The sequence below is a fragment of the Methylomonas sp. LW13 genome, assembly GCF_016865255.1.
Taxonomy (GTDB): Bacteria; Pseudomonadota; Gammaproteobacteria; order Methylococcales; family Methylomonadaceae; genus Methylomonas.
Genome location: NZ_CP033381.1, coordinates 4,347,948 through 4,368,213 on the forward strand (window position 1 = coordinate 4,347,948; position 20,266 = coordinate 4,368,213).

The window sequence follows — 20,266 nt, forward strand, 5'->3', positions numbered from 1 at the left end:
CAACTATTTGCGCTAAATTTAGCTGGAACTTAAACACACTCCGCTGCTTCGCCGAAAGCCCAAACGTGTCGATAGCTGAAGATTCCAGTTAAAACTGTCCGACAAGGAGACCAACCATGCTTATCACCTTCCTCAGACACGCTACCGCAGAAGTTGGCTGCTTATCGCTGCCCGACTCGGACAGAGCCTTAATCGATAAAGGCGAAAAGCAGGTAAAACGCATCGCTGCATTTTGTTTGGCCAACGGCTTAATTCCGGAATCAATTTATTGCAGCCCGCTGTTACGCGCCCAACAGACCGCAAGGATCCTCAACCAAAGCCTGCCTGGCAGCCCAGCCCCGCAAACCGTTAGTTGGTTGGCAATCGAAACAGCTACACCCACTATACTCACCGAACTTAGCAAACTCGCCCAGCGCGGCATAAGCGACGCATGGCTAGTCGGGCACGAACCGGACTTTTCGACTACCATTTCCCGGCTTCTGGGCACGACTCCCGACAACATTGTTATCAAAAAAGCCTCTCTGACTCGATTGGATACCAATTTTTCGGCTCAAGCTTCGGCTAAATTGCTGTGGAGCATCCCATGTGCATTGATGCACCAAGGTCAAACCTAATCAAACTCAAGCCCATCTAAGCAAAAATTTCTTCGTCCAACAGGTAACAGCCTGGATCCTCGGCCCAAAAATCGCCCGTCATTTGCTGCGCGCGAACCCGCGTATTACCGTTGCAGATGCTTTGATAATGGCATTCACCACAGCGTCCCTTCAGCGGCCGCGGCGACGCTTTCAATCCGGCCATCAACGGATCATTGACGTCCATCCAAATTTCGGAGAAAGGTCGTTTACGCACATTGCCCAAGCCGTAATGCCACCAAAACGTATCCGGATGGACATTACCGAGATTGTCAATATTGGCGACGTTGACGCCGGAGGCGTTACCGCCCCATTGCTGTAGTTTGGTTCGGATGTGCTCCGCGCGCTCAGGAAACCGCCGCTTGACCCAATGTAGAAAATACACGGCGTCAGCGTCGTTGTTACCGGTCACTACCTCGCGGTGCAAACCTTGCTGCTCCCAACTTAAAGACTTTTCGAACAAGCTGTCCATGACTTTGCGGGTCAACTGAAACTCGGCGTCGTCCTTGCGGTTTTTGTTACCGCGGCCGCCGTAATTCAAATGCGACAGGTAGAATTTATCTATGTCTTCGTCGTCCATCAATTGCAACAGACCTTCGAAATCGTGGGCGTTGTCTTGAGTTAGCGTAAACCTGACGCCGGCTTTAATCTCGTATTCACGGCATAAACGGATACCGGCCAGCGATGCCTCGAACGAGCCTTGCTTCTGGCGGAACGTGTCATGGGTCTGACCAATACCATCCAGGCTAACGCCGATATATTGGTAGTCAATGGCGGCAATTTGCTTGATGTTAGATGGATTGATCAAAGTGCCGTTACTCGACAAAGCCACATAAAAGCCCATGTCGCGGGCACGTTGCGAAATCGCAAAAATATCCGGATGCAGCAGCGGCTCACCGCCGGACAGAATCAGCACAGGGACTTTAAACGCCTTCAGGTCGTCCATCACCGTGTAAATTTCCGGCGTGCTCAATTCGCCGGGGAAATTGATGTCGGCGGAGGTGGTGTAGCAATGCTTGCAGGTTAAATTGCAACGGCGGATCAAATTCCAAATCACCACCGGCCCGGCGGGTTTGCGCGGCGCCGTCAGCGGGGTTGGATGCAGCAGTTCTCGCATGTATTGGCTCAGTCTGAACATGCTTTATCCTCCGATTCTTAAACCGGTTTTTTTTAGAATTTTAGTGCTGTACAACACCTCGTGGTTGCGTGCTTGCGCACCCAATAGTTCGGCAATGATAGCCACTTGCTCGCCGGCATCCTGTTCGGTCTTACCGTGCACCATGGCAAACAGGTTATAGGGCCACTCAGGCAAATGCCGGGGGCGCTGATAGCAATGACTGACAAACGGTAGCATGGCCACTTTTTGCCCCAGTTCGTCGACGTACCCATCTTCGACATCCCACACTGTCATACCGTTAAAACGATAACCCAGTTTGTAGTGATTGGGCACTGCAGCAATGCGGCGAACCACCCCAGTCTGTTGCATTTCGGCCAGGTGTAACATCACGGTTTGGGCGGACAAGCCCAATTGCTCGGAAACGGCTTGGTAGGGCTCGCTGACCAAGGGCAAACCGGCCTGGGTGGCTTGGATAATTTTCCGGTCTATCTCATCGATGGGCATCAGGCTTCCAATTGCAAACCAACATAGTATTCGCTGATCTTTGGCATGTTGAAGACTGGCAGACCGGTTCGCCGCTCGATTTCCGCGATCACCATCGCCACTTGCTCGGGTTGTTCGGTAGCCAGCACAAACCACATATTCAATAAATGATTGCGGGCATAGTTATGCGCCACTTCCGGGAAGCTATTGACGATTTCGGTTACTTCATCGAAGCGCGCCTCCGGTACTTTCAGGGCCGCCAAGGTCAAGGCGCCGCCCATTTGTTCGGCATGATACATAGGCCCAAAGCGTGACAAGACGCCTTCGGCCAGCATGTTTTGCAATCTTGAGAGTAACTCTGCTTCCACAAGCCCCAATTCCTCAGCAACTCGTTGATAGGGTGCTGCGCAAATCGGGAAGCCTTGTTGCAGGCGGTTGATAATGGCTTTGTCTATGGCGTCCATGTTTAGGCGAAGTGCATACCAAAAGACTGCTTGTTTTTAATCTCCTCAGTCCTGCTCTCTCCGGCAATAGAGGGAACGGCCCCATTGCCATTGGGGTGAGCATACAGAGCGCCACGCTGTTTAAAACAACGCCGGCTAAACAATACTTCGAATGGATATTCGCATAGATTACAGGCATGCCGCAGTTCGGCCCATTGTTCCAACACCACGTCCCGGGTCTTGCCATGAATCATGCAATACAGGCTATACGGCCAGATTTCGCCTTGGCGCGGGCGTTGGTAACACAGATTCACGCAAGCCTGCTGGCTGATCAACGCGCCCACCCGAGCCACCCGGTCGTCTGGCACATCCATCACAATCATCGCATTGGCCCGGTAGCCGAGTTGACGATGCTTGACGACTACGCCCCAACGCTTGATTAATCCCTGGGTCTTCAAGCGGGCCAAACGCTCAATCACGTCTTGCTCGGCTATCGCCAATTGCTCCGCTATTGCCGCATACGGCCTCGCCGCAATCGGTAATCCTGCTTGCACGGCGGCAATCAATTGATAGTCAATAGCGTCAATCATGCAGATTAAGCTCAAATCCCAGGTTGATGAAATAGTCGGCCAACATCGGCAACAGCATCGCCGGATAGCCGGTTTGAGTTTCGATATCCGCGATCACGCCTTTAAGGTGAGCCTCACTGTCCGCAATCAATACAAACCACAGATTGAAGCGATTTTCGCGCTCATAGTTGTGATTGACTTCCGGATAAGCGCTGACCAATTCGGCGACCCTTGGCAAATCAAATTCCGGCACCGCCATCGCCACCAGTGCGCTATTACCGATGCTATTGGGCGCGATAACCGGACCGATGCGGCTGATCATCTGCTGTTCGGATAAAGTTTGAAACGCATTTAACACCTCATCCTCGCTGACGCCAAGCTGTTCGGCAATGTCGCGGTAGGGGGTCGGGCTCAACGGAAAATCCTGTTGATAGTCGTTGAGCAAGCGTTTGTGCAAGGGTGCCAGCATGTTACCAACCTATGCGATTGGCGCGATCAGTGAAGAAAATCCCACTGGGTTTTTGCGCCGGCAGGCGGGCGGTTTCGGCAAAGGTCTCAGTGTCATAAACCATCACCCGGTCCTCGTCGCGCACCGCCAGCCATACCGATTCGCCGCGCGGACTGAATTCCATGTGCAGCACGGCCTTGCCGGGTTGCAGTGTTTTAAGCACATTAAAATCTTTCAAATCGATCACTTGCACGGTTTGATTGTCCGGAAAGGCGAAATTCACCCATACTTGCCGCCCGTCCGGCCGCGAGGTAACAAACACCGGCTGCCCAGCAACCGGAATACGCTTGACCAACTCCCATTCGCGGGTGTCGATCACCAACACCTCATGCAATCCCACTGCCGGCACCAGCAACCAGTCGCCGGCCACGGTCCAACCTTCCAGGTGCGGCATTTTATAGACCGGCATTTGTTCATCATCTTTGCCGTAATCTTCCAGAATATGTTCGACACCTTTTTCCGGCTGCCACAAATCCAGCAAAGCCAAACCTTTTTCACCAAACAATCCAGCGCCGTAGTAATGGCCATCCGGCGTCAATAAGGCGTCGTAAGGCTGTTTGCCGATGTCTTTAAATTTTTTCACAACGGGCTGACGCGGATTTTTAGCATCAATCAGCCAAATTTCGTTGCCTTCGAACAGACTGCAAACGAAGCGTTGACCCGGCGCGTCAACCAAGCCGACCACTTTGGATAATTTATTGTCTTCGCCGTAAATAGCGGGGATTTCGGCCAGTTGTTCCAGCGTCACCGCGTCGAACAGCTTAACGCCGCCGGGTGTGTAATTAGAAACCGCAATCACTTTGCCGTCCTGAGAAATCGCCCCGCCGATGCTGTTCCCGGCCTGGATGATGCGTTTATCGATTTTATCCTGGAGCAAATCAATCTTGGTCAAACCGCCATCGCGTCCAAATACATAGGCATAGCGCTGATCGCGGGAGAACACTATCGAAGCGTGAGACAAATCGCCCAAGCCTTCGATGCGACTCAGCGACACCGGTTTCGTGGTGTTAACAATCTGGATGCTGCCGGTTTCTCGTTCAATCACTACGCCGAGATCGCCGGTGGCTCTGAGCTCCGCATGACCGGGTAGCGCAGACGACAACAGGAAAATCAGGAGACTTCGGGAATAAGAAAGTTTCATAGGGCGCGTGTTATTTAGCGTCGATCATTCAAGAAGTAAATCTGCCCATTAGGCGATTAGGCCTAGCTACTGCGAAAACAGCCTTCAGTGCGTTCTTAGTTGTTGAATCAGCCAAGCAGTTTCATCGACAGTCAAAAAACTCTTCCACGGCGGCATAGCCGTGCCTGCTCGACCGTTTTGAATCGCATCCGCCAACAGAGCGTCGCTTTTGCCAGCCAGCGCTTCCGGCATCAACGATGGCCCCAAGCCGCCTTTCGGCGGCAGGCCGTGACAGGAGCCGCAATCATGCTTGAGCATATTCAACAGCTCCTGCTGCCGCACCGAGGTCAGTTCATTGGCGGAAATTTCAGTGCTAATGGTCATAACGAACACTAGCAATAAATTCCTCATGTCATAAACTCTAAACAAAATACATTTGAATGACACAAAATTACCAAATTAACTTAGATTTAAATTTTGTCCCCATAAATTTGAATAAATTCGTTTAGCCGGTTTTCAGTAATTCTTGCCTTGCATCTCATCAACGAAATTGAATATGCCCCACCAATTGCTTGGTCTTCAAAATCGCACACTTTATCCCGGTAACGAATCCAAGCGCGCTGCGCCTCTACTAGCAATTCATTTTCTTTTGGAAACCTATCTTTCGGATGAGAATCGAGAATTCTCCGGTATTCGACATTAAGTTCCGCATCTAATTCGCTAATTGTCTTGTAAAGGACACAAGCTTGATACAGAGTACTACCTATATCACCTTCACAATCCGTCTCAGCTTCTGCATGAGCAACTACCGTGAGCGCCACCAACAGAGTAATTAATACGACTCTCATCCGGCAACCATCAGGCTAAGGTTTAACGCTGCCGTAATACGCGGCGATGTCGTTGATTTCCGCGTCGGTCAGCGAACCGGCGATCGCATTCATAATGTCGGATTTCCGAGTTTTGTCGCGATATTGTTTGATCGCGGTTTTCAAATACTCGGGATCGCGGCCGCCCAACGGTGGAAACGGCGCATCGGCACTGGGCATTCGGATGCCGTGACATTGCGCACACACCGCGCCCGCTTTAGCTTGACCGACATACAAACTGGTAGCCTGTGCGCTACCGGCGGCAAGCAACCCCGCCAGCAACGACACGATAAAATGAGTCATCTTCATTTTGATTGCTCCATTTCGTCGGGCGACAAGCCGCGGGTCATGTATTTAACCCGGCCGCGCGAGAAGATACCTGCGGGGCTTTCCATCGGTACGCTGGCGACTTTTTGCAAGGTGTTGGAATCGTAAACCACCACTTCGTCGCCGTTGTAACCGGCACTGATATACAGGAATTTGCCATCGGCGCTATATTCCGGGAAGTAGGCGTGGCCGCCGACATCCAGGGTTCTAGCCACTTCCAGGGTTTTCTTGTCGATCAACTGTACAGTGCGGGCGCGTCTATCCTTGCTGATGATGTCAACCGCCACATAAGGGGCGTTGGCATGCGCAGCGGGCGATTCGGTGCCGCCGGAAACCGGTACTTGTTTGACGACTTCCATTTTGTCCAGATCCCAAACGCTGACCACGGTTTTGTCGCAATCGCCGAAGTTGGTGCCAAAGCCCAAAGTACGGCCATCCACTTTCACCGCCGAACCGCCGCCAACATGCGGCACGCACCCGGCTTCCAATTTTTTGATGATTTCGCGTTTTTCCAGATCGATGGCGGCGACGATGCTGTCGTCGTAAGACGCGATCATCAGTTTTTTGCCGCCGTGAGTCAGGAAGGCGTCATGCAAATGTCGGCCTACGTTCTCGATCCGGGTGACAGGGAAGCCTTCTTTGTTTAAATCGATGACCCAAACCTGGCCGGCATTTTCCAATGCAATCGCAAAAATGTCCGCGTATGGAGTACCGATGATCATGCCTGAGTCGGACGAAACGTGTTTACCATCCGGATCGGTGCCTTCCAGTTCGAAGGTTTTCAATGGTTCCAGGGTATCGGCATTCAGAATCACGGCGTTATGCGGTACGAAAGAACCGGCCATAATATATTTACCGTCGCGCGATACCCCCATGCCCGGGCCGTTCCAGCCGGTTTTGATGCTGCGTACCGCTTGCATGGAATACAAATCGACTTTAAAAATCTCGGCGGTATCGGTTTTTACATAAGCCCAGCGCGGATTGGCCGGGTTGAAATCGATGATATGCGCGGCGGTGCCGGTAGGTACTTCGCCGACTTTTTGATGGGTGGAGCTATTAATAAAGATGGCTTTGGAGCCTTCGCCACGACCGTATTTGCCGCGCGCCGCGACACCTATCAAGTTTTCAAATTTATCGTCGATTTGAAAAGTCGGCTTGGCCGGTAATGTACTTTCGTCTTTGACATAGACTTTCAACGACTTTTTCATATCGTCGATGGTCCAGGCCGGGTTGGGCTGTTTTGGCGTTTCTTGCAGATGTTTGATCACGCCGCGAATTTCGTCGTCGCTCAGTTTGCCGTAGAACGGAGGCATCAAGGTGTCGAAGCTGCCGGCCATGACGATGGTGCGCAAGGAGGTGGGACTGCGGCCTTTCAACGTCGCCGAGTTCAGCGCCGGCGCCAGATAACCGCCGTGATCGGAACCGTGGCAGCTGGCACAATTGTCTTGGTAGAGCTTATGAAAGTCGTCGGATTTTGCCACCGCCACTCCGGATGACAACAGCATGGCGATAGAACTCGCCAGTAGGGATTTATTCAGCATTTTTATAGTATTTTTCATTTAAAATTCCTGCCACCCGCAAGTTAAAAAAAAGAGCCAACTTGGTGCATTAAACCATAAAAGATCAGGACGAACAGACACCCGATTTAGCATGGTAAAATAACAGCTTGTTGACTCCAGGCCGATGTTATAAAGTAAAGTTTCGATTCGCTATCAATTTACCCCCTAAACTATCGCCTTGTCAACCTAGTGGGTCACGATGAGAATGCAATTTATGCAACAAACTGATATTTACGAACTTATTGAGTGCATGACTACGTTGATCCGCTCCGAAGAGCGGAAAAAATGTACGGAACTCGGCTTGCAGCCGGTACACTTCCAAGTGCTCAATTACCTCTCGCGCTGCAATAAATATAGCAACACCCCAGCAGCTGTCGCCAATTATCTGGGCATGACTCGCGGCACCGTATCACAATCGCTGATTATTCTGGAAAAGAAGGGCTATATCGGTAAAACGCCGGATGCCAACGACAAGCGCGTGGTGCATTTGCAGTTGCTGGCGGACGGCGCAGCCATACTCAAACAAGCGCGACCGTCTGATTTATTCCACGGCGCCACGGCCATCCTGCAAAGCAGCGATTCACCGCCTTCAGACGCTAATGTGTTTCAGCAAGCCCTTACCGCGCTGCAAAAAGCAAATCAGTCGCAATCGTTCGGCGTTTGCAAAACCTGCCGCAATTTCAGCGAAAAAGACGACGGCTTTTTCTGCCAGCTAACCCAGGAAAAGCTCAGCACAGCCGATAGCGAGCAAATTTGCCAGGAACACAACCCTGTTTAACTGTCCGGCCAGTGCACAGATAGACAATAAACAAGTCTTGGCTCGGTTTACGCTGCATCATTCACCGGTTCGATTTGGGAGTTAATATGTCTATACCTCGCATCGCTTTGACGCCAGGCGAACCGGCCGGCGTCGGCCCGGACTTATGCATACAACTGGCGCAGCAGGAACAGGTTTGTCAACTCGTTGCCATTGCCGATCCGGAACTATTGCAGCAAAGGGCGGAGCAGCTTGGTCTGCCACTGGCCATTCAACTTTTCGACATCGATCAAGCTGTTAACAAACAGCAAGCCGGCACCCTAACCGTGCTACCCATCAGCCTAAGCGAACCAGCCGTTTGCGGACGCCTGAATCCAAACAATAGCCCTTATGTTCTGGAAACCATCCGCCAAGCCACCTTGGGCTGCATGAGCGGTGCATTTGCCGCAATGGTGACCGGCCCGGTCCACAAAGGCGTGATCAACGACGCAAACATTCCCTTCAGCGGCCACACCGAATTTATCGCCGAACTGACCGGCGGCACCCCAGTCATGATGCTGGCGACACCCGACCTGCGCGTCGCTTTGGCGACCACGCATCTGCCGCTGTCAGAAGTAAGCGCCGCCATCACCTCGGATGCATTGGCGACCGTTATCCGGTTGCTGGACCTCGACCTGCGCCAACGCTTCAACATTACCGACCCGAAAATCTTGGTCTGCGGCCTTAACCCGCACGCGGGCGAAAGCGGCCATCTCGGCCGGGAAGAAATCGAGATTATCGAGCCGACGTTGGAGCGCCTGCGTTGCGAAGGCATTCACCTATACGGCCCGCTACCCGCCGACACCCTGTTTACACCCAAATACCTGGAAACCGCCGACGCCGTGTTAGCGATGTATCACGACCAAGGTCTACCGGTATTGAAATACAAAGGCTTCGGACAGGCCGTCAACATTACCCTCGGCCTGCCGATTATCCGCACTTCGGTCGACCACGGCACCGCGCTGGAACTGGCCGGCATCGGCAAAGCCAATCTCGGCAGTTTGCGATTTGCACTGCAGACTGCACTGGATATGATTCCCCACCTATAAAACTAAAAATGACCCACACCGCCCGCAAACGTTTCGGCCAGAATTTTCTGCACGATCACAGTATCATTTACAACATTCTAGCCAGTGCCCATCCGCAGGCTGGCCAACATTGGGTGGAAATCGGTCCCGGCCTGGGCGCACTAACGCTGCCTTTGCTGGAATCGGGCGCTAAACTCGATGTGGTCGAGCTGGACCGGGATTTAGTGAGCCGCCTGCAAAAACAGTTTGCCGACCACAGCAATTTGACCGTGCATAGTGCGGATGCCTTGAATTTCGATTTTGCCGCGCTGGCAAAAGCCGGCGAGAAACTGCGCATCATCGGCAACCTGCCCTACAACATCTCCACACCGCTGATGTTTCATCTGCTGGAATCCACCGATTGCGTGGAAGATATGCTGTTCATGCTGCAAAAAGAAGTGGTGGACCGCATTTGCGCCGAGCCCGGCAGCAAGACATACGGCCGGTTGAGCGTGATGATGCAGTATTACTGTGAAACCGAATTGCTGTTCGACGTGCCACCGGAAAGTTTCGATCCGATTCCGCAAGTGATGTCGGCCATCGTCCGCCTGACCCCACACAGCCAACCGCCGGTCGACATTCCAGACCTAAAAAGCTTTAGCCAATTGGTGACCCAGGCTTTTTCGCAGCGCCGAAAAACCATCCGCAATTCGCTGAAAAACTTCATCTCCGAGCAGCAGATTATCGAGCTTGGCATCGACGCCAATTTACGTGCGGAGTCGATTAGCCTGGCCGAGTTCGCCCTGCTCAGCACTCACAGCCAAGCAAGCACCGCCAGTTAAGCTCGCAACTCCTCGCGCCGCCAGTTCAACAAGATTTGACGGCATTTACAGGACAAGTGCGATAAAATGCAGGATTTTTCCGCCAGGCTCACGAACTGATGCGCTTGAGCCGGCTCTCTTTATATAAGGCAACCAACCTGATTCATACACTGGAGTGATTGATATGCGCATTATCCTGTTAGGCAGCCCCGGCTCGGGCAAAGGCACCCAAGCCCAGTTCATCACGGAGAAGTTCGCGATTCCGCAAATTTCCACCGGCGACATGCTGCGCGCCGCCGTCCGCGAAGGCACCCCGCTGGGTATTGAAGCCAAAAAAATCATGGATGCAGGCGGCCTGGTTTCCGATGACATCATCTTGGGTTTGATTAAAGACCGCATCACTCAGGACGATTGCAAAAATGGCTTTTTGCTCGATGGATTTCCGCGCACGATTGCACAAGCGGAAGGTCTGGCAAAAATGGGCGTAGAACTGGATTACGTCGTGGAAATTGCCGTCGATGACGAAGAGATCATCAAACGCATGAGCGGCAGGCGCGTGCATATGGCCTCGGGCCGTACCTATCACGTGGTGTTCAATCCACCGAAACAGGAGGGCTTGGACGATGTTACAAACGAGCCTTTGATCCAACGCGACGACGATAAAGAAGAAACCGTTCGCAAGCGCTTAAGCGTGTATCACGAGCAAACCAAACCGCTGGTCGGCTTTTATTCCGCCCCCGATCAAAGCGCCAAATTCGCGTCGATTGCTGGTGTCGGTTCGGTGAGCGAAATCACCGACAAAGTGTTAGCGGTGTTGGCATAAAAACTTCGTAGGGTACGCAACACGTACCTTTTAGCTTTCGGTACGCGATACCCCAAAGGGCATCAATGCGTACACCACCTAAAAAGAGAAATCCAAATGGCAGGTAAAACCTTATACGACAAACTCTGGGACGACCACGTCGTCCATACCGAAGACGACGGCTCGTGCCTGATCTATATCGACCGGCAGTTGCTGCACGAAGTGACTTCACCGCAAGCTTTCGACGGCATGCGCATGTCCGGCCGCCAACCGTGGCGGGTCGCCCGCAATCTGGCCGTCGCCGACCATAACGTGCCGACCTCCGGCCGCGCGCAAGGCATCGCCGACCCGGTTTCCCGTCTGCAAGTACAAACCCTGGAAAACAACTGCGCCGAGTTCGGCATCACCGAATTCGATATGGCCGACATCCGCCAAGGCATCGTCCACGTGGTCGGCCCGGAACAAGGCGCCACCCTGCCCGGCATGACCGTGGTCTGCGGCGACTCGCACACGTCAACCCACGGTGCCTCTGCCGCACTGGCCTTCGGTATCGGCACCTCGGAAGTGGAACACGCCCTGGCCACCCAAACGCTGGTGCAGAAAAAAGCTAAAAACATGCTGATTAAAGTCAACGGCAAAACCGGTCCGGGCGTCACCGCCAAAGACATCGTGTTGGCGATCATCGGCCAGATCGGTACTGCCGGCGGCACCGGTTACACCATCGAATTCGGTGGTGACGCGATTCGCGCGCTGAGCATGGAAGGCCGCATGACGGTCTGCAATATGGCTATCGAAGCCGGTGCCCGTGCCGGTTTGATTGGTTGCGACGAGAAAACCATCGAGTTTTACCAAGGCCGGCCTTATTCGCCCAAAGGCGAGGACTGGAATATGGCGGTCCGTTACTGGGAAAAACTGCATTCCGACGCCGACGCCAAATTCGACAAAGTCATCGAATTCGACGCGGCCGCGATCAAACCGCAAGTCAGCTGGGGCACGTCGCCGGAAATGGTATTACCGGTGGATGCATCCATCCCCGATCCTGTTCAGGAAGCCGATCCGGTCAAGAAGCAAAGCATCGAACGCGCCCTGCAATACATGGGCTTAACAGCCGGCCAAAAAATCACCGACATCAAGCTGGATAAGGTGTTTATCGGTTCCTGCACCAACTCGCGCATCGAAGATTTGCGCGCCGCGGCTGCGGCGATCAAAGGCCGCAAAAAAGCTGCGTCGGTCAAACAAGTGTTGGTAGTGCCCGGCTCGGGTTTGATCAAACAACAAGCCGAAGCGGAAGGCCTGGACAAAATCTTCACCGCCGCCGACTTTGAGTGGCGCGAACCGGGTTGCTCGATGTGCCTGGCGATGAACGCCGACCGTCTGGATGCCGGCGAACATTGCGCTTCGACCTCGAATCGTAACTTTGAAGGCCGTCAGGGCTACGGCGGCCGTACTCACTTGGTGAGTCCCGCCATGGCTGCCGCTGCTGCGATTGCCGGCCACTTTGTCAACGTCGCCGAGGAGGCTTAAATCATGCAGGCTTTTACCACTTTAACCGCCCTGGTGGTGCCGATGGACCGCGCCAATATCGACACCGACGCGATCATCCCCAAACAGTTTTTGAAATCGATCCGCCGCGCCGGCTTCGGTCCATATTTGTTCGACGAATGGCGTTATTTGGATCATGGCGAACCGGAAATGGATTGCACCAACCGTCCGTTGAACAAGGATTTTGTTTTGAACCAACCGCAATACAAAGGGGCGCAGATTCTGCTGACCCGGGAAAACTTCGGTTGCGGTTCATCGCGCGAACACGCACCGTGGGCACTGGAAGACTATGGGTTCCGGGTGATCATCGCCCCAAGCTTTGCCGACATTTTCTTCAACAACTGTTTTAAAAACGGCATTCTGCCGATTGTGTTGCCGGCGGAAACCGTGGACCTGTTGTTCAAGGAAGTTGTCGACGGTTACCAATTGACGGTCGATCTGCAAAGCCAAACCATTACCACGCCGAGCGGACAAAACATTGCCTTTACTGTCGATGAAAACCGCCGCTACCGCTTGCTGAACGGCCTGGACGACATCGCACTTACCCTGCAACATGCCGACAAAATCAAGAGTTACGAAGCCGAGCGCGCCAATCGCGCACCGTGGTTGTTCAAAGACGCATAAGCGCCACTGAAAGGTAAAAAAATGCCCAAAAAAATAGCAGTCCTGGCCGGCGACGGCATCGGACCGGAAATTGTCGCCGAAGCGATCAAGGTCTTGAGCTTTCTAAATACCGACATGAATCTGGGGTTGGTTTTCGAGAACGCCTTGATTGGTGGCGCGGCGTATGACGCTTTCGGCACTCCCCTGCCGCAAACCACGCTGAATCTGTGCAAAAACGCTGATGCGGTGCTGCTGGGTGCGGTCGGCGGCCCTAAGTGGGAGCCGCTGGCCCATGCGGTACGTCCGGAACGCGGCTTATTGGGCATTCGCTCCGAGTTGAATCTGTTCTCTAACCTGCGTCCGGCGATTTTGTATCCGCAATTGGTCGACGCATCGACCTTGAAACCGGAAGTGGTGTCGGGCCTGGACCTCATGATCGTCCGCGAATTGACCGGCGGCATTTATTTCGGCCAGCCGCGCGGTGTGCATGTGGCCGAAAACGGCGAGAAAGTCGGCATCAATACCAAGATTTACAGCGAATCGGAAATCCGCCGCATCGCCCATTCCGCATTCAAGATTGCGCAAAAACGTCACAAAAAACTGTGCTCGGTCGATAAAGCCAATGTGCTGGAAGTGACCGAACTATGGCGCAGCGTGATGACCGAAGTGGGTAAGGACTATCCGGACGTACAACTGAGTCATATGTATGTCGATAATGCTGCGATGCAACTGGTACGGGCGCCGAAACAATTTGATGTGATCGTCACCAGTAATATGTTCGGCGACATTCTGTCCGACATCGCCGCTATGCTGACCGGCTCCATCGGCATGCTGCCGTCGGCTTCCCTGGATGCCAATGCCAAGGGCATGTATGAACCGATTCACGGTTCCGCGCCTGACATTGCCGGCCAAGGTATCGCCAATCCGCTGGCGACCATTTTGTCGGTGGCGATGATGCTGCGTTATACATTTAACCAGCCGGAAGCCGCCGAGCGTATCGAACGCGCGGTGAACAGCGCATTGGATAGTAAAGTCAGAACCGCGGACATTTATTCGGAAGGCATGACCAAAGTCAGCACTTCCGGCATGGGCGATGCTGTTCTTAACGCCTTAAAAGGATAAGCAATATGTCTAAAACTTATGATGTAGCAGTCGTCGGCGCCACTGGCGCGGTCGGCGAAACCATGATTTCCATTTTGGAAGAACGCAATTTTCCGGTGGGCAAAGTCTATGCATTAGCCAGCGAGCGCTCGGCCGGCAAACGTATCCCGTTTAAAGACGGGTCGCTGGTGGTGGAAGATTTGGCGACCTTCGATTTCTCGAAAGTGCAGATCGGCTTATTTTCTCCCGGCGCGTCAGTGTCTGCGGAGTATGCGCCCAAAGCCGCCGCGGCCGGCTGTGTGGTGATCGACAACACCTCGCAATTTCGCTACGACGACGACATTCCGTTGGTGGTGCCGGAAGTCAATCCGGAAAAAGTTGCCGACTACAAAAATCGCGGCATTATCGCCAACCCCAATTGCTCGACCATCCAGATGTTGGTGGCCTTGAAACCGATCTACGATGCGGCAGGTATCAGCCGCATCAACGTTGCCACCTATCAAGCAGTGTCCGGCACGGGCAAGGAAGCGATTGAGGAATTAGCCACGCAAACCGCGAATTTGTTGAATGCCAAGCCGGTCGAGCCTAGCGTGTATCCAAAGCAAATTGCTTTCAACGTGTTGCCGCAAATCGATGTCTTCATGGATAACGGCTACACCAAGGAAGAGATGAAAATGGTCTGGGAAACTCGAAAAATCCTCGGTGATGCCGATATTCTGGTCAACCCCACAGCGGTGCGGGTGCCTGTGTTTTTTGGACATTCGGAAGCTGTGCATATCGAGACTAAAACCAAGATTTCCGCTGAGCAGGTTCGCGAGCTGTTGGCGTCTGCCCCCGGGGTAACGTTGTTGGACGAACGTGAGAACGGCGGTTATCCAACGGCGGTGACGGAATCATCCGGCAACGACGATGTATTTGTCGGCAGAATCCGCGAGGATATTTCCCATCCGACCGGCATAGATCTATGGGTAGTGAGTGATAACGTCAGAAAAGGTGCTGCGCTTAACAGTGTGCAAATAGCCGAAGTGCTGGTAAAAAGCTACATCTAGTCTACGCTTAGCTCTGTGTTTTATAGTGGGTCAGTAAGTACCGAGGTATTACAAGTGAAGGAAAGCAATGTGAGCAATTTAACTAAAGCCTTAGCGGTTGTATCGTTACTGGCACCAGTCAGTGCCCAACCCTTAGGTATCGGCGAAATTGAATTACATTCTGCCCTAAACCAAAAACTCAATGCCGAAATCAGACTCAGCGTCGCACCGGGCGAAAATCCGGCCGATGTCTCGGTAAAATTGGCCCCGCCGGAAAAATTTGACCAAGCCGGCGTAGTTTGGAATTATTTTCTGTCCAAGATCAAGTTGGAGCCGGTTGTGCAAGCAAACGGCTCCATCATCGTAAAAGTCTCCTCAAGGGAAGCGTTGACAGAGCCGTTTCTGGATTTCCTGTTGGAAGTCACTTGGCCGCAAGGCAGCATGATGCGCGAGTTCACATTGCTCATCGACCCACCGGCCGCTTATAACCAACCGGTCACGCCTGTCGTGGAAACCAGCGGTTACAGTGCCGAACCCATTGAGCCACTAGAGCGCCCGATCAAGAGAACTCGAACTGCACCAAAGCGAGCAGTGCGAGCCGCCCCTGCCGACAACATTACGCCAGAAACACCCACTAGCGGCGAATTCGGCCCTATCCAAAAATCGGATACTTTATGGAGTATCGCCACCCAAGTGGGCCAGGAAAAGAACATTCCGACCCAGAAAATGTTGACCGCTTTGTACAGAGCCAATCCGGACGCATTTAACAACGGCAATATCAATTCGCTGAAAGAAGGCGCCACCTTAAAGATTCCTGAGCCGGACGCAATTATGAATCCGGCACAAAGACAAGCGCAAAATGAGCGAAAAGCCGCCAATAAGCAGGTCAAGCCGGAAACCGCACAAGCAGAAACCACCAAGAAAGCGCTCGAATTGGTAGCACCTACCGAAGCGAAGGCCGCCGGCACGGGTTCAACAAAAACCGAACAAAATTCGGCTGCGACAGCCAATCCTGCTTTAAATAGCGCTGCTGATCAAGCCAGCGAAGGGAAAGACCTGGAATTACAAGCTCGCATCGAAAAGCTCGAGCAACAACTAGGCATGATGCAGCAATTGCTGGCCTTAAAAGATCAGCAACTAGCCACTTTACAAAACAATAAACCAGCAACGGCCGAGCCTAGCCCTCAGCCCGCGCAACCGGCACCTCAGCCACCCGTTGCCAGCCCCGAGGCCCCAGCTCCGGCAGTAATGCCGACTCCGACTCCGCAACCATCGGTTTCCGAACCTGCAGTGGTGACACCACCGGCGCCCAAGCCTATTGTTCCACCCGCACCCAAAGTTACTCCGCCGCCACCTCCATCGGTTGTTGCAGAAGACGAAGGCTTATTTAGCTCGGATGCTTACTACTGGGTTGCCGGCACCTTAGGTACTGGTATTTTGGGCTTGCTGGGCTGGTTGTTATGGCGCAAACGTAAAATCGACGAACGCACCAACACCGAAAGCATGTTCGCATCGGCCAGTCAAATTCGGCTGCCCGATTCTGAGAGCAGCCTTTCCGTACCGATTATGGACATTAGCAGTACCGATGAATACGACGTCGGTACTGTAGGCGAAAGTTCGTTTATCAGCGACTTTACTCCTAGCGATTTCGATGCCTTCGACACCGATCAAAATGAAGTTGATCCGATCTCGGAAGCCGACGTATACTTGGCGTATGGCCGCTATCAACAAGCGGAAGAACTGATCCGCCATGCAATAAGCGAACAGCCTAACCGCGACGAATGCAAACTGAAATTACTGGAAATCTATTACGCCAGTGAAAACAAAGACGGCTTTGCCGGTTATGCGCAAGAACTGGCCGATGCCGGCAAACAAGCCGATAAGCCATTCTGGAAAAAAGTCACGGATATGGCTAAAGAAATCGTCCCAGATTTAGCCTTGTTTGGCGGCAGTTTTGCCGCTACCACAGCGCCCATCAGCAAAGGCGATACTAGTGTTAGCGCAGCGAGTTCCACCGTGGCCGACACGGAAATTATCGATTTGGATAAGGGCTTTGCGCAGCTCGACGACGATTTGTCGGATCTGAATATCGATAAAGATTTGGCACTCGAAGACAACGGACTGGATTTTGATTTGGGAAGTTTCGGCGGCAGCGCCAGGTCACCGCTTGAAAACAAGCAAGCCGATGCAAATATCGAAAGTATTGATTTCGATCAGCCACCTGCTTCTAAATCTGCGGCGAAGACTATCGAAACCACGGAAAGTGCCGCAGTTTCCAGCAACGATGACATAGAATCGTTCGACTTCGACTTTGCGCTAGATTCTGACTCGGAAAAAACTGAAGCGGATTCGGCTGCTTTGGCGCTTGAATCTTTGGATTTTGCCAGTTTTGCCGAAATTGCTGCGGATACTGAATCCGAAACGACTGACAACAAAGAGGAGATGGAAACAAAATCTCCTAACTCGATCGATGCTTTGGAGAGTTTCGATTTTAACTTCGATGTCGACAATGCAACTCCGGAAGCAACTGCGGATAAATCTAACGAGGATGCCGCAAAAGCCGAGATATCAACAGATATAGAATCATTCGACTTTAGTGATTTCGATGGCATAAAAAAGACCGCTTCAGACCTTACGGACGGCAGCAAAGAAGCGTTAGCGGACGCAGACAGTTTCGATTTCGACTTCGACAGCATCACCTCCAAAGCGCAAACTGACGACAGCCTAAGCATCGAACCTGAACTGAATTTAGAATCGCAGTTGAAACTGGAAACATTCGATTTTTCCGATTTTGACAATATCACCCCGAAATCAGCCCAATCTTCAGATCAGGTTTTGGAAACATCTGCGCAACCGAGCGGCGAGTTCGATTTTAACTTCGACTTTGACACGCCAATCATCAGCACTACAGACACCGACGAGTTTGAGTTGGGGGTTTCCGATTTGACCGATATGGACGAATTCGAAACCAAAATCGATTTGGCGAAAGCCTATATCGATATGGGCGACACCGAGGCGGCAAAATTGATAGCCGAGGATGTCTTGTCCAAAGGCTCAAAACAACAACAACAAGCCGCACAGGCTTTACTTGACGAACTTAAATAAGCATCGATTGCAGCAGCCGATTCGTCTAAATTGTTAGATCCCGCTTTTTGGAAAAATCGGTAGCGGCTCAGTTATTTCATAGGCCGTTTAGCACAAGCGTTTTATTCCCAAACTATCGCCAGCCTAATCAGAACTCGGCAACATCACTCACCCAACCAAGCTGCTACAGCCGGGCATTTTCAGCACAATGCCAGTTTCCACAATAGTTTGCACTAGCGCGTAGCCTGCATTTGCAGACCAGCCGAGAGCAGCTTCCAACACCAAATTGATGCTATGCTGGCGCATTACCGCAATTTAGAAGCCATCCGCCACATCAGACATGCCCCGTATCGTTATATCTACCCTCAACGCCCGATACATTCACACTGCTTTTGGCTTACGCTATCTCTACGCCAACATGGGCACGTTGCAAACGGACACGGTCTTATTAGAATTCGGCATCCAGCAGCGCCCAATCGAAATTGTCGAAAAACTACTGCAACAACAAGCGCGGATTATCGGCCTTGGCGTTTATATCTGGAATGTGGCGGAAATCAGCGCCGTGATAGCCATCCTGAAACAAGTCGCACCGGAAATTATCATCGTACTTGGCGGGCCGGAAGTCAGTCATCCGCCCGATTTACCAAGCATTGCCGAATCGGCGGACTATGTCGTCACCGGTAACGGCGAATTAAGTTTTCCGCAATTATGCCGGCAGTTGCTGTCAGGATTTAAACCAACCGAAAAAATCGTGGCTGGCGAGATGGCCGCATTGGACACCCTGGCGTCGCCATATCCACACTATACGGAAACCGACATCCGTCAACGGATTATCTACGTGGAAGCATCGCGCGGCTGTCCGTTCAAATGCGAATTTTGCCTGTCGTCGCTGGACACTACCGCCAAACCGTTCAACTTAAACGGCTTTTTGCGCGAAATGGAAATTCTATACCGGCGCGGTGCACGACACTTTAAGTTCATCGACCGCACCTTCAATCTAAAAGTAGACAACAGCGTTGCTATCCTTGAGTTTTTTTTGGCTCGCTTGAGCGAAGATCTATATTTGCACTTTGAAGTGATTCCGGACAATTTGCCTGAACGTCTGAAGCAGGCCATCAGCCAATTTCCGCCCGGTGTACTGCAATTTGAAGTGGGTGTGCAAACCTTTGATCCTGCCATCCAACATCTGATCAGCCGCAAACAGGATAACCAGAAGACCGAAGCCAATTTAAGCTGGCTCCGGCAACATTCCAACGCCCATATTCATGCCGATTTAATTGCCGGCCTGCCTGGCGACACTCTTGCCGGCTTCGGTGCCAGTTTCGACAAACTGTTTGCACTCAACCCCCAAGAAATTCAGGTCGGGATTTTAAAACGCCTGCGCGGCGCACCAATCAACCGACACAATGAAGCGTACCAGCTACGTTATGACCCGCTGCCACCCTACGCCATTCTCAGCACGCGAGATATAAGTTTTACTGACTTGCAACGTATTACGCGATTCGCCCGCTTTTGGGATTTAATCGGCAACTCAGGCCGGTTTGCCGCGAGTTTGCCGCTCATTGTCGCCGAACAACCGTTTACCCGCTTTTTACAATTCAGCGATGCGCTATACGCCTTAACGGACAGTACCTGGCAAATTGCTTTGAAACGCTTATTCGAATTAACCTACTCGGTCATGACTGACACACTATTTGTACCACCAGCCGAAGCGATGGCAGCGTTAGACGAGGACTATCGAAGGAGCGGCGAAAAAAGTCAGCCGGCGTTCTTACAACAAGCCGCAACAGTGTTCGCGACGAAGCGCGGTGTGGCGAATAAACGGCAAACTCAACACCTATAAACTTGCTTGAGCTTG

The 20,266-nt window shown here is 52.4% G+C and carries 21 protein-coding genes; 11 read left to right on the forward strand and 10 right to left on the reverse strand.

Annotated features, from left to right (window positions below; genetic code table 11):
• Positions 1-116: 116 nt before the first annotated feature.
• Positions 117-614: a SixA phosphatase family protein gene (locus JL719_RS19590; protein WP_033159302.1), complete on the forward strand. Its 498-nt coding sequence runs from the start codon at positions 117-119 to the stop codon at positions 612-614.
• A gap of 16 nt (positions 615-630) precedes the next feature.
• On the opposite strand, the gene nirJ is transcribed toward JL719_RS19590, so the two are convergent.
• The 10 genes from nirJ to JL719_RS19640 all read right to left on the reverse strand — a co-directional run bounded on the left by nirJ (position 631) and on the right by JL719_RS19640 (position 7,624).
• Positions 631-1,770, reverse strand: a complete 1,140-nt coding sequence (nirJ, locus tag JL719_RS19595; RefSeq protein ID WP_033159301.1) for a heme d1 biosynthesis radical SAM protein NirJ — start codon at positions 1,768-1,770, stop codon at positions 631-633.
• Between the two features lie 3 nt (positions 1,771-1,773).
• A complete protein-coding gene (gene ahbB / locus JL719_RS19600; protein WP_033159300.1) occupies positions 1,774-2,253 on the reverse strand; it encodes a siroheme decarboxylase subunit beta in 480 nt (159 codons plus the stop codon).
• Complete coding sequence (locus tag JL719_RS19605) at positions 2,253-2,696, reverse strand: Lrp/AsnC family transcriptional regulator (RefSeq protein WP_033159299.1); 444 nt, start codon at positions 2,694-2,696, stop codon at positions 2,253-2,255. The genes ahbB (JL719_RS19600) and JL719_RS19605 overlap by 1 nt, the downstream gene beginning before the upstream one ends.
• Positions 2,697-2,698: 2 nt before the next feature.
• Complete coding sequence (gene ahbB, locus JL719_RS19610; protein WP_033159298.1) at positions 2,699-3,265, reverse strand: siroheme decarboxylase subunit beta; 567 nt, start codon at positions 3,263-3,265, stop codon at positions 2,699-2,701.
• Complete coding sequence (locus JL719_RS19615; protein ID WP_033159297.1) at positions 3,258-3,713, reverse strand: Lrp/AsnC family transcriptional regulator; 456 nt, start codon at positions 3,711-3,713, stop codon at positions 3,258-3,260. The genes ahbB (JL719_RS19610) and JL719_RS19615 overlap by 8 nt, the downstream gene beginning before the upstream one ends.
• Position 3,714: 1 nt before the next feature.
• Positions 3,715-4,893, reverse strand: coding sequence for a cytochrome D1 domain-containing protein (locus tag JL719_RS19620; protein ID WP_033159296.1), 1,179 nt, complete (start codon positions 4,891-4,893; stop codon positions 3,715-3,717).
• Positions 4,894-4,977: 84 nt separating this feature from the next.
• Positions 4,978-5,256, reverse strand: a complete 279-nt coding sequence (locus tag JL719_RS19625) for a c-type cytochrome (RefSeq protein WP_225892912.1) — start codon at positions 5,254-5,256, stop codon at positions 4,978-4,980.
• An 86-nt stretch (positions 5,257-5,342) separates the two neighbouring features.
• A complete protein-coding gene (locus JL719_RS19630; RefSeq protein ID WP_033159294.1) occupies positions 5,343-5,720 on the reverse strand; it encodes a lysozyme inhibitor LprI family protein in 378 nt (125 codons plus the stop codon).
• 15 nt (positions 5,721-5,735) lie between these two features.
• The gene (locus JL719_RS19635) at positions 5,736-6,047 is read right to left on the reverse strand and encodes a c-type cytochrome (protein ID WP_033159293.1); all 312 of its coding nucleotides are present in this window, start codon (positions 6,045-6,047) and stop codon (positions 5,736-5,738) included.
• The gene (locus JL719_RS19640) at positions 6,044-7,624 is read right to left on the reverse strand and encodes a nitrite reductase (protein WP_084153546.1); all 1,581 of its coding nucleotides are present in this window, start codon (positions 7,622-7,624) and stop codon (positions 6,044-6,046) included. Before JL719_RS19640 ends, JL719_RS19635 begins: the two co-directional genes overlap by 4 nt.
• 205 nt (positions 7,625-7,829) lie before the next feature.
• On the opposite strand from JL719_RS19640, the gene JL719_RS19645 reads away from it, so the two are divergent.
• The 10 genes from JL719_RS19645 to JL719_RS19690 all read left to right on the forward strand — a co-directional run bounded on the left by JL719_RS19645 (position 7,830) and on the right by JL719_RS19690 (position 20,251).
• A complete protein-coding gene (locus JL719_RS19645) occupies positions 7,830-8,402 on the forward strand; it encodes a MarR family winged helix-turn-helix transcriptional regulator (RefSeq protein ID WP_084153544.1) in 573 nt (190 codons plus the stop codon).
• A gap of 86 nt (positions 8,403-8,488) precedes the next feature.
• On the forward strand, positions 8,489-9,469 hold the full coding sequence (gene pdxA, locus JL719_RS19650; protein WP_033159292.1) for a 4-hydroxythreonine-4-phosphate dehydrogenase PdxA: 981 nt from the start codon (positions 8,489-8,491) through the stop codon (positions 9,467-9,469).
• A gap of 8 nt (positions 9,470-9,477) precedes the next feature.
• Positions 9,478-10,269 carry a 16S rRNA (adenine(1518)-N(6)/adenine(1519)-N(6))-dimethyltransferase RsmA gene (gene rsmA / locus JL719_RS19655; protein WP_033159291.1) on the forward strand — a complete coding sequence of 264 codons (792 nt, stop codon included), beginning with the start codon at positions 9,478-9,480 and terminating at the stop codon, positions 10,267-10,269.
• A gap of 163 nt (positions 10,270-10,432) precedes the next feature.
• Positions 10,433-11,071, forward strand: coding sequence for an adenylate kinase (gene adk, locus JL719_RS19660; RefSeq protein WP_033159290.1), 639 nt, complete (start codon positions 10,433-10,435; stop codon positions 11,069-11,071).
• Between the two features lie 96 nt (positions 11,072-11,167).
• On the forward strand, positions 11,168-12,574 hold the full coding sequence (leuC, locus tag JL719_RS19665) for a 3-isopropylmalate dehydratase large subunit (RefSeq protein WP_033159289.1): 1,407 nt from the start codon (positions 11,168-11,170) through the stop codon (positions 12,572-12,574).
• A gap of 3 nt (positions 12,575-12,577) precedes the next feature.
• Positions 12,578-13,216: a 3-isopropylmalate dehydratase small subunit gene (gene leuD / locus JL719_RS19670; RefSeq protein ID WP_033159288.1), complete on the forward strand. Its 639-nt coding sequence runs from the start codon at positions 12,578-12,580 to the stop codon at positions 13,214-13,216.
• Between the two features lie 21 nt (positions 13,217-13,237).
• Complete coding sequence (gene leuB / locus JL719_RS19675; protein ID WP_033159287.1) at positions 13,238-14,317, forward strand: 3-isopropylmalate dehydrogenase; 1,080 nt, start codon at positions 13,238-13,240, stop codon at positions 14,315-14,317.
• A 5-nt stretch (positions 14,318-14,322) separates the two neighbouring features.
• Positions 14,323-15,345 carry an aspartate-semialdehyde dehydrogenase gene (locus tag JL719_RS19680; protein ID WP_033159286.1) on the forward strand — a complete coding sequence of 341 codons (1,023 nt, stop codon included), beginning with the start codon at positions 14,323-14,325 and terminating at the stop codon, positions 15,343-15,345.
• A 69-nt stretch (positions 15,346-15,414) separates the two neighbouring features.
• Positions 15,415-18,429 carry a FimV/HubP family polar landmark protein gene (locus tag JL719_RS24335; protein ID WP_051670505.1) on the forward strand — a complete coding sequence of 1,005 codons (3,015 nt, stop codon included), beginning with the start codon at positions 15,415-15,417 and terminating at the stop codon, positions 18,427-18,429.
• 319 nt (positions 18,430-18,748) lie between these two features.
• Positions 18,749-20,251: a B12-binding domain-containing radical SAM protein gene (locus tag JL719_RS19690; RefSeq protein WP_033159284.1), complete on the forward strand. Its 1,503-nt coding sequence runs from the start codon at positions 18,749-18,751 to the stop codon at positions 20,249-20,251.
• Positions 20,252-20,266 lie beyond the last annotated feature (15 nt).

Bases quoted from the DNA above. Each gene is read 5' to 3' on its own strand.
- JL719_RS19590 (WP_033159302.1), top strand. From the start codon at position 117: ATGCTTATCACCTTCCTCAGACACGCTACCGCAGAAGTTGGCTGCTTA.
- nirJ (WP_033159301.1), bottom strand. From the start codon at position 1,770: ATGTTCAGACTGAGCCAATACATGCGAGAACTGCTGCATCCAACCCCG.
- ahbB (WP_033159300.1), bottom strand. From the start codon at position 2,253: ATGCCCATCGATGAGATAGACCGGAAAATTATCCAAGCCACCCAGGCC.
- JL719_RS19605 (WP_033159299.1), bottom strand. From the start codon at position 2,696: ATGGACGCCATAGACAAAGCCATTATCAACCGCCTGCAACAAGGCTTC.
- ahbB (WP_033159298.1), bottom strand. From the start codon at position 3,265: ATGATTGACGCTATTGACTATCAATTGATTGCCGCCGTGCAAGCAGGA.
- JL719_RS19615 (WP_033159297.1), bottom strand. From the start codon at position 3,713: ATGCTGGCACCCTTGCACAAACGCTTGCTCAACGACTATCAACAGGAT.
- JL719_RS19620 (WP_033159296.1), bottom strand. From the start codon at position 4,893: ATGAAACTTTCTTATTCCCGAAGTCTCCTGATTTTCCTGTTGTCGTCT.
- JL719_RS19625 (WP_225892912.1), bottom strand. From the start codon at position 5,256: ATGACCATTAGCACTGAAATTTCCGCCAATGAACTGACCTCGGTGCGG.
- JL719_RS19630 (WP_033159294.1), bottom strand. From the start codon at position 5,720: ATGAGAGTCGTATTAATTACTCTGTTGGTGGCGCTCACGGTAGTTGCT.
- JL719_RS19635 (WP_033159293.1), bottom strand. From the start codon at position 6,047: ATGAAGATGACTCATTTTATCGTGTCGTTGCTGGCGGGGTTGCTTGCC.
- JL719_RS19640 (WP_084153546.1), bottom strand. From the start codon at position 7,624: ATGAAAAATACTATAAAAATGCTGAATAAATCCCTACTGGCGAGTTCT.
- JL719_RS19645 (WP_084153544.1), top strand. From the start codon at position 7,830: ATGCAATTTATGCAACAAACTGATATTTACGAACTTATTGAGTGCATG.
- pdxA (WP_033159292.1), top strand. From the start codon at position 8,489: ATGTCTATACCTCGCATCGCTTTGACGCCAGGCGAACCGGCCGGCGTC.
- rsmA (WP_033159291.1), top strand. From the start codon at position 9,478: ATGACCCACACCGCCCGCAAACGTTTCGGCCAGAATTTTCTGCACGAT.
- adk (WP_033159290.1), top strand. From the start codon at position 10,433: ATGCGCATTATCCTGTTAGGCAGCCCCGGCTCGGGCAAAGGCACCCAA.
- leuC (WP_033159289.1), top strand. From the start codon at position 11,168: ATGGCAGGTAAAACCTTATACGACAAACTCTGGGACGACCACGTCGTC.
- leuD (WP_033159288.1), top strand. From the start codon at position 12,578: ATGCAGGCTTTTACCACTTTAACCGCCCTGGTGGTGCCGATGGACCGC.
- leuB (WP_033159287.1), top strand. From the start codon at position 13,238: ATGCCCAAAAAAATAGCAGTCCTGGCCGGCGACGGCATCGGACCGGAA.
- JL719_RS19680 (WP_033159286.1), top strand. From the start codon at position 14,323: ATGTCTAAAACTTATGATGTAGCAGTCGTCGGCGCCACTGGCGCGGTC.
- JL719_RS19690 (WP_033159284.1), top strand. From the start codon at position 18,749: ATGCCCCGTATCGTTATATCTACCCTCAACGCCCGATACATTCACACT.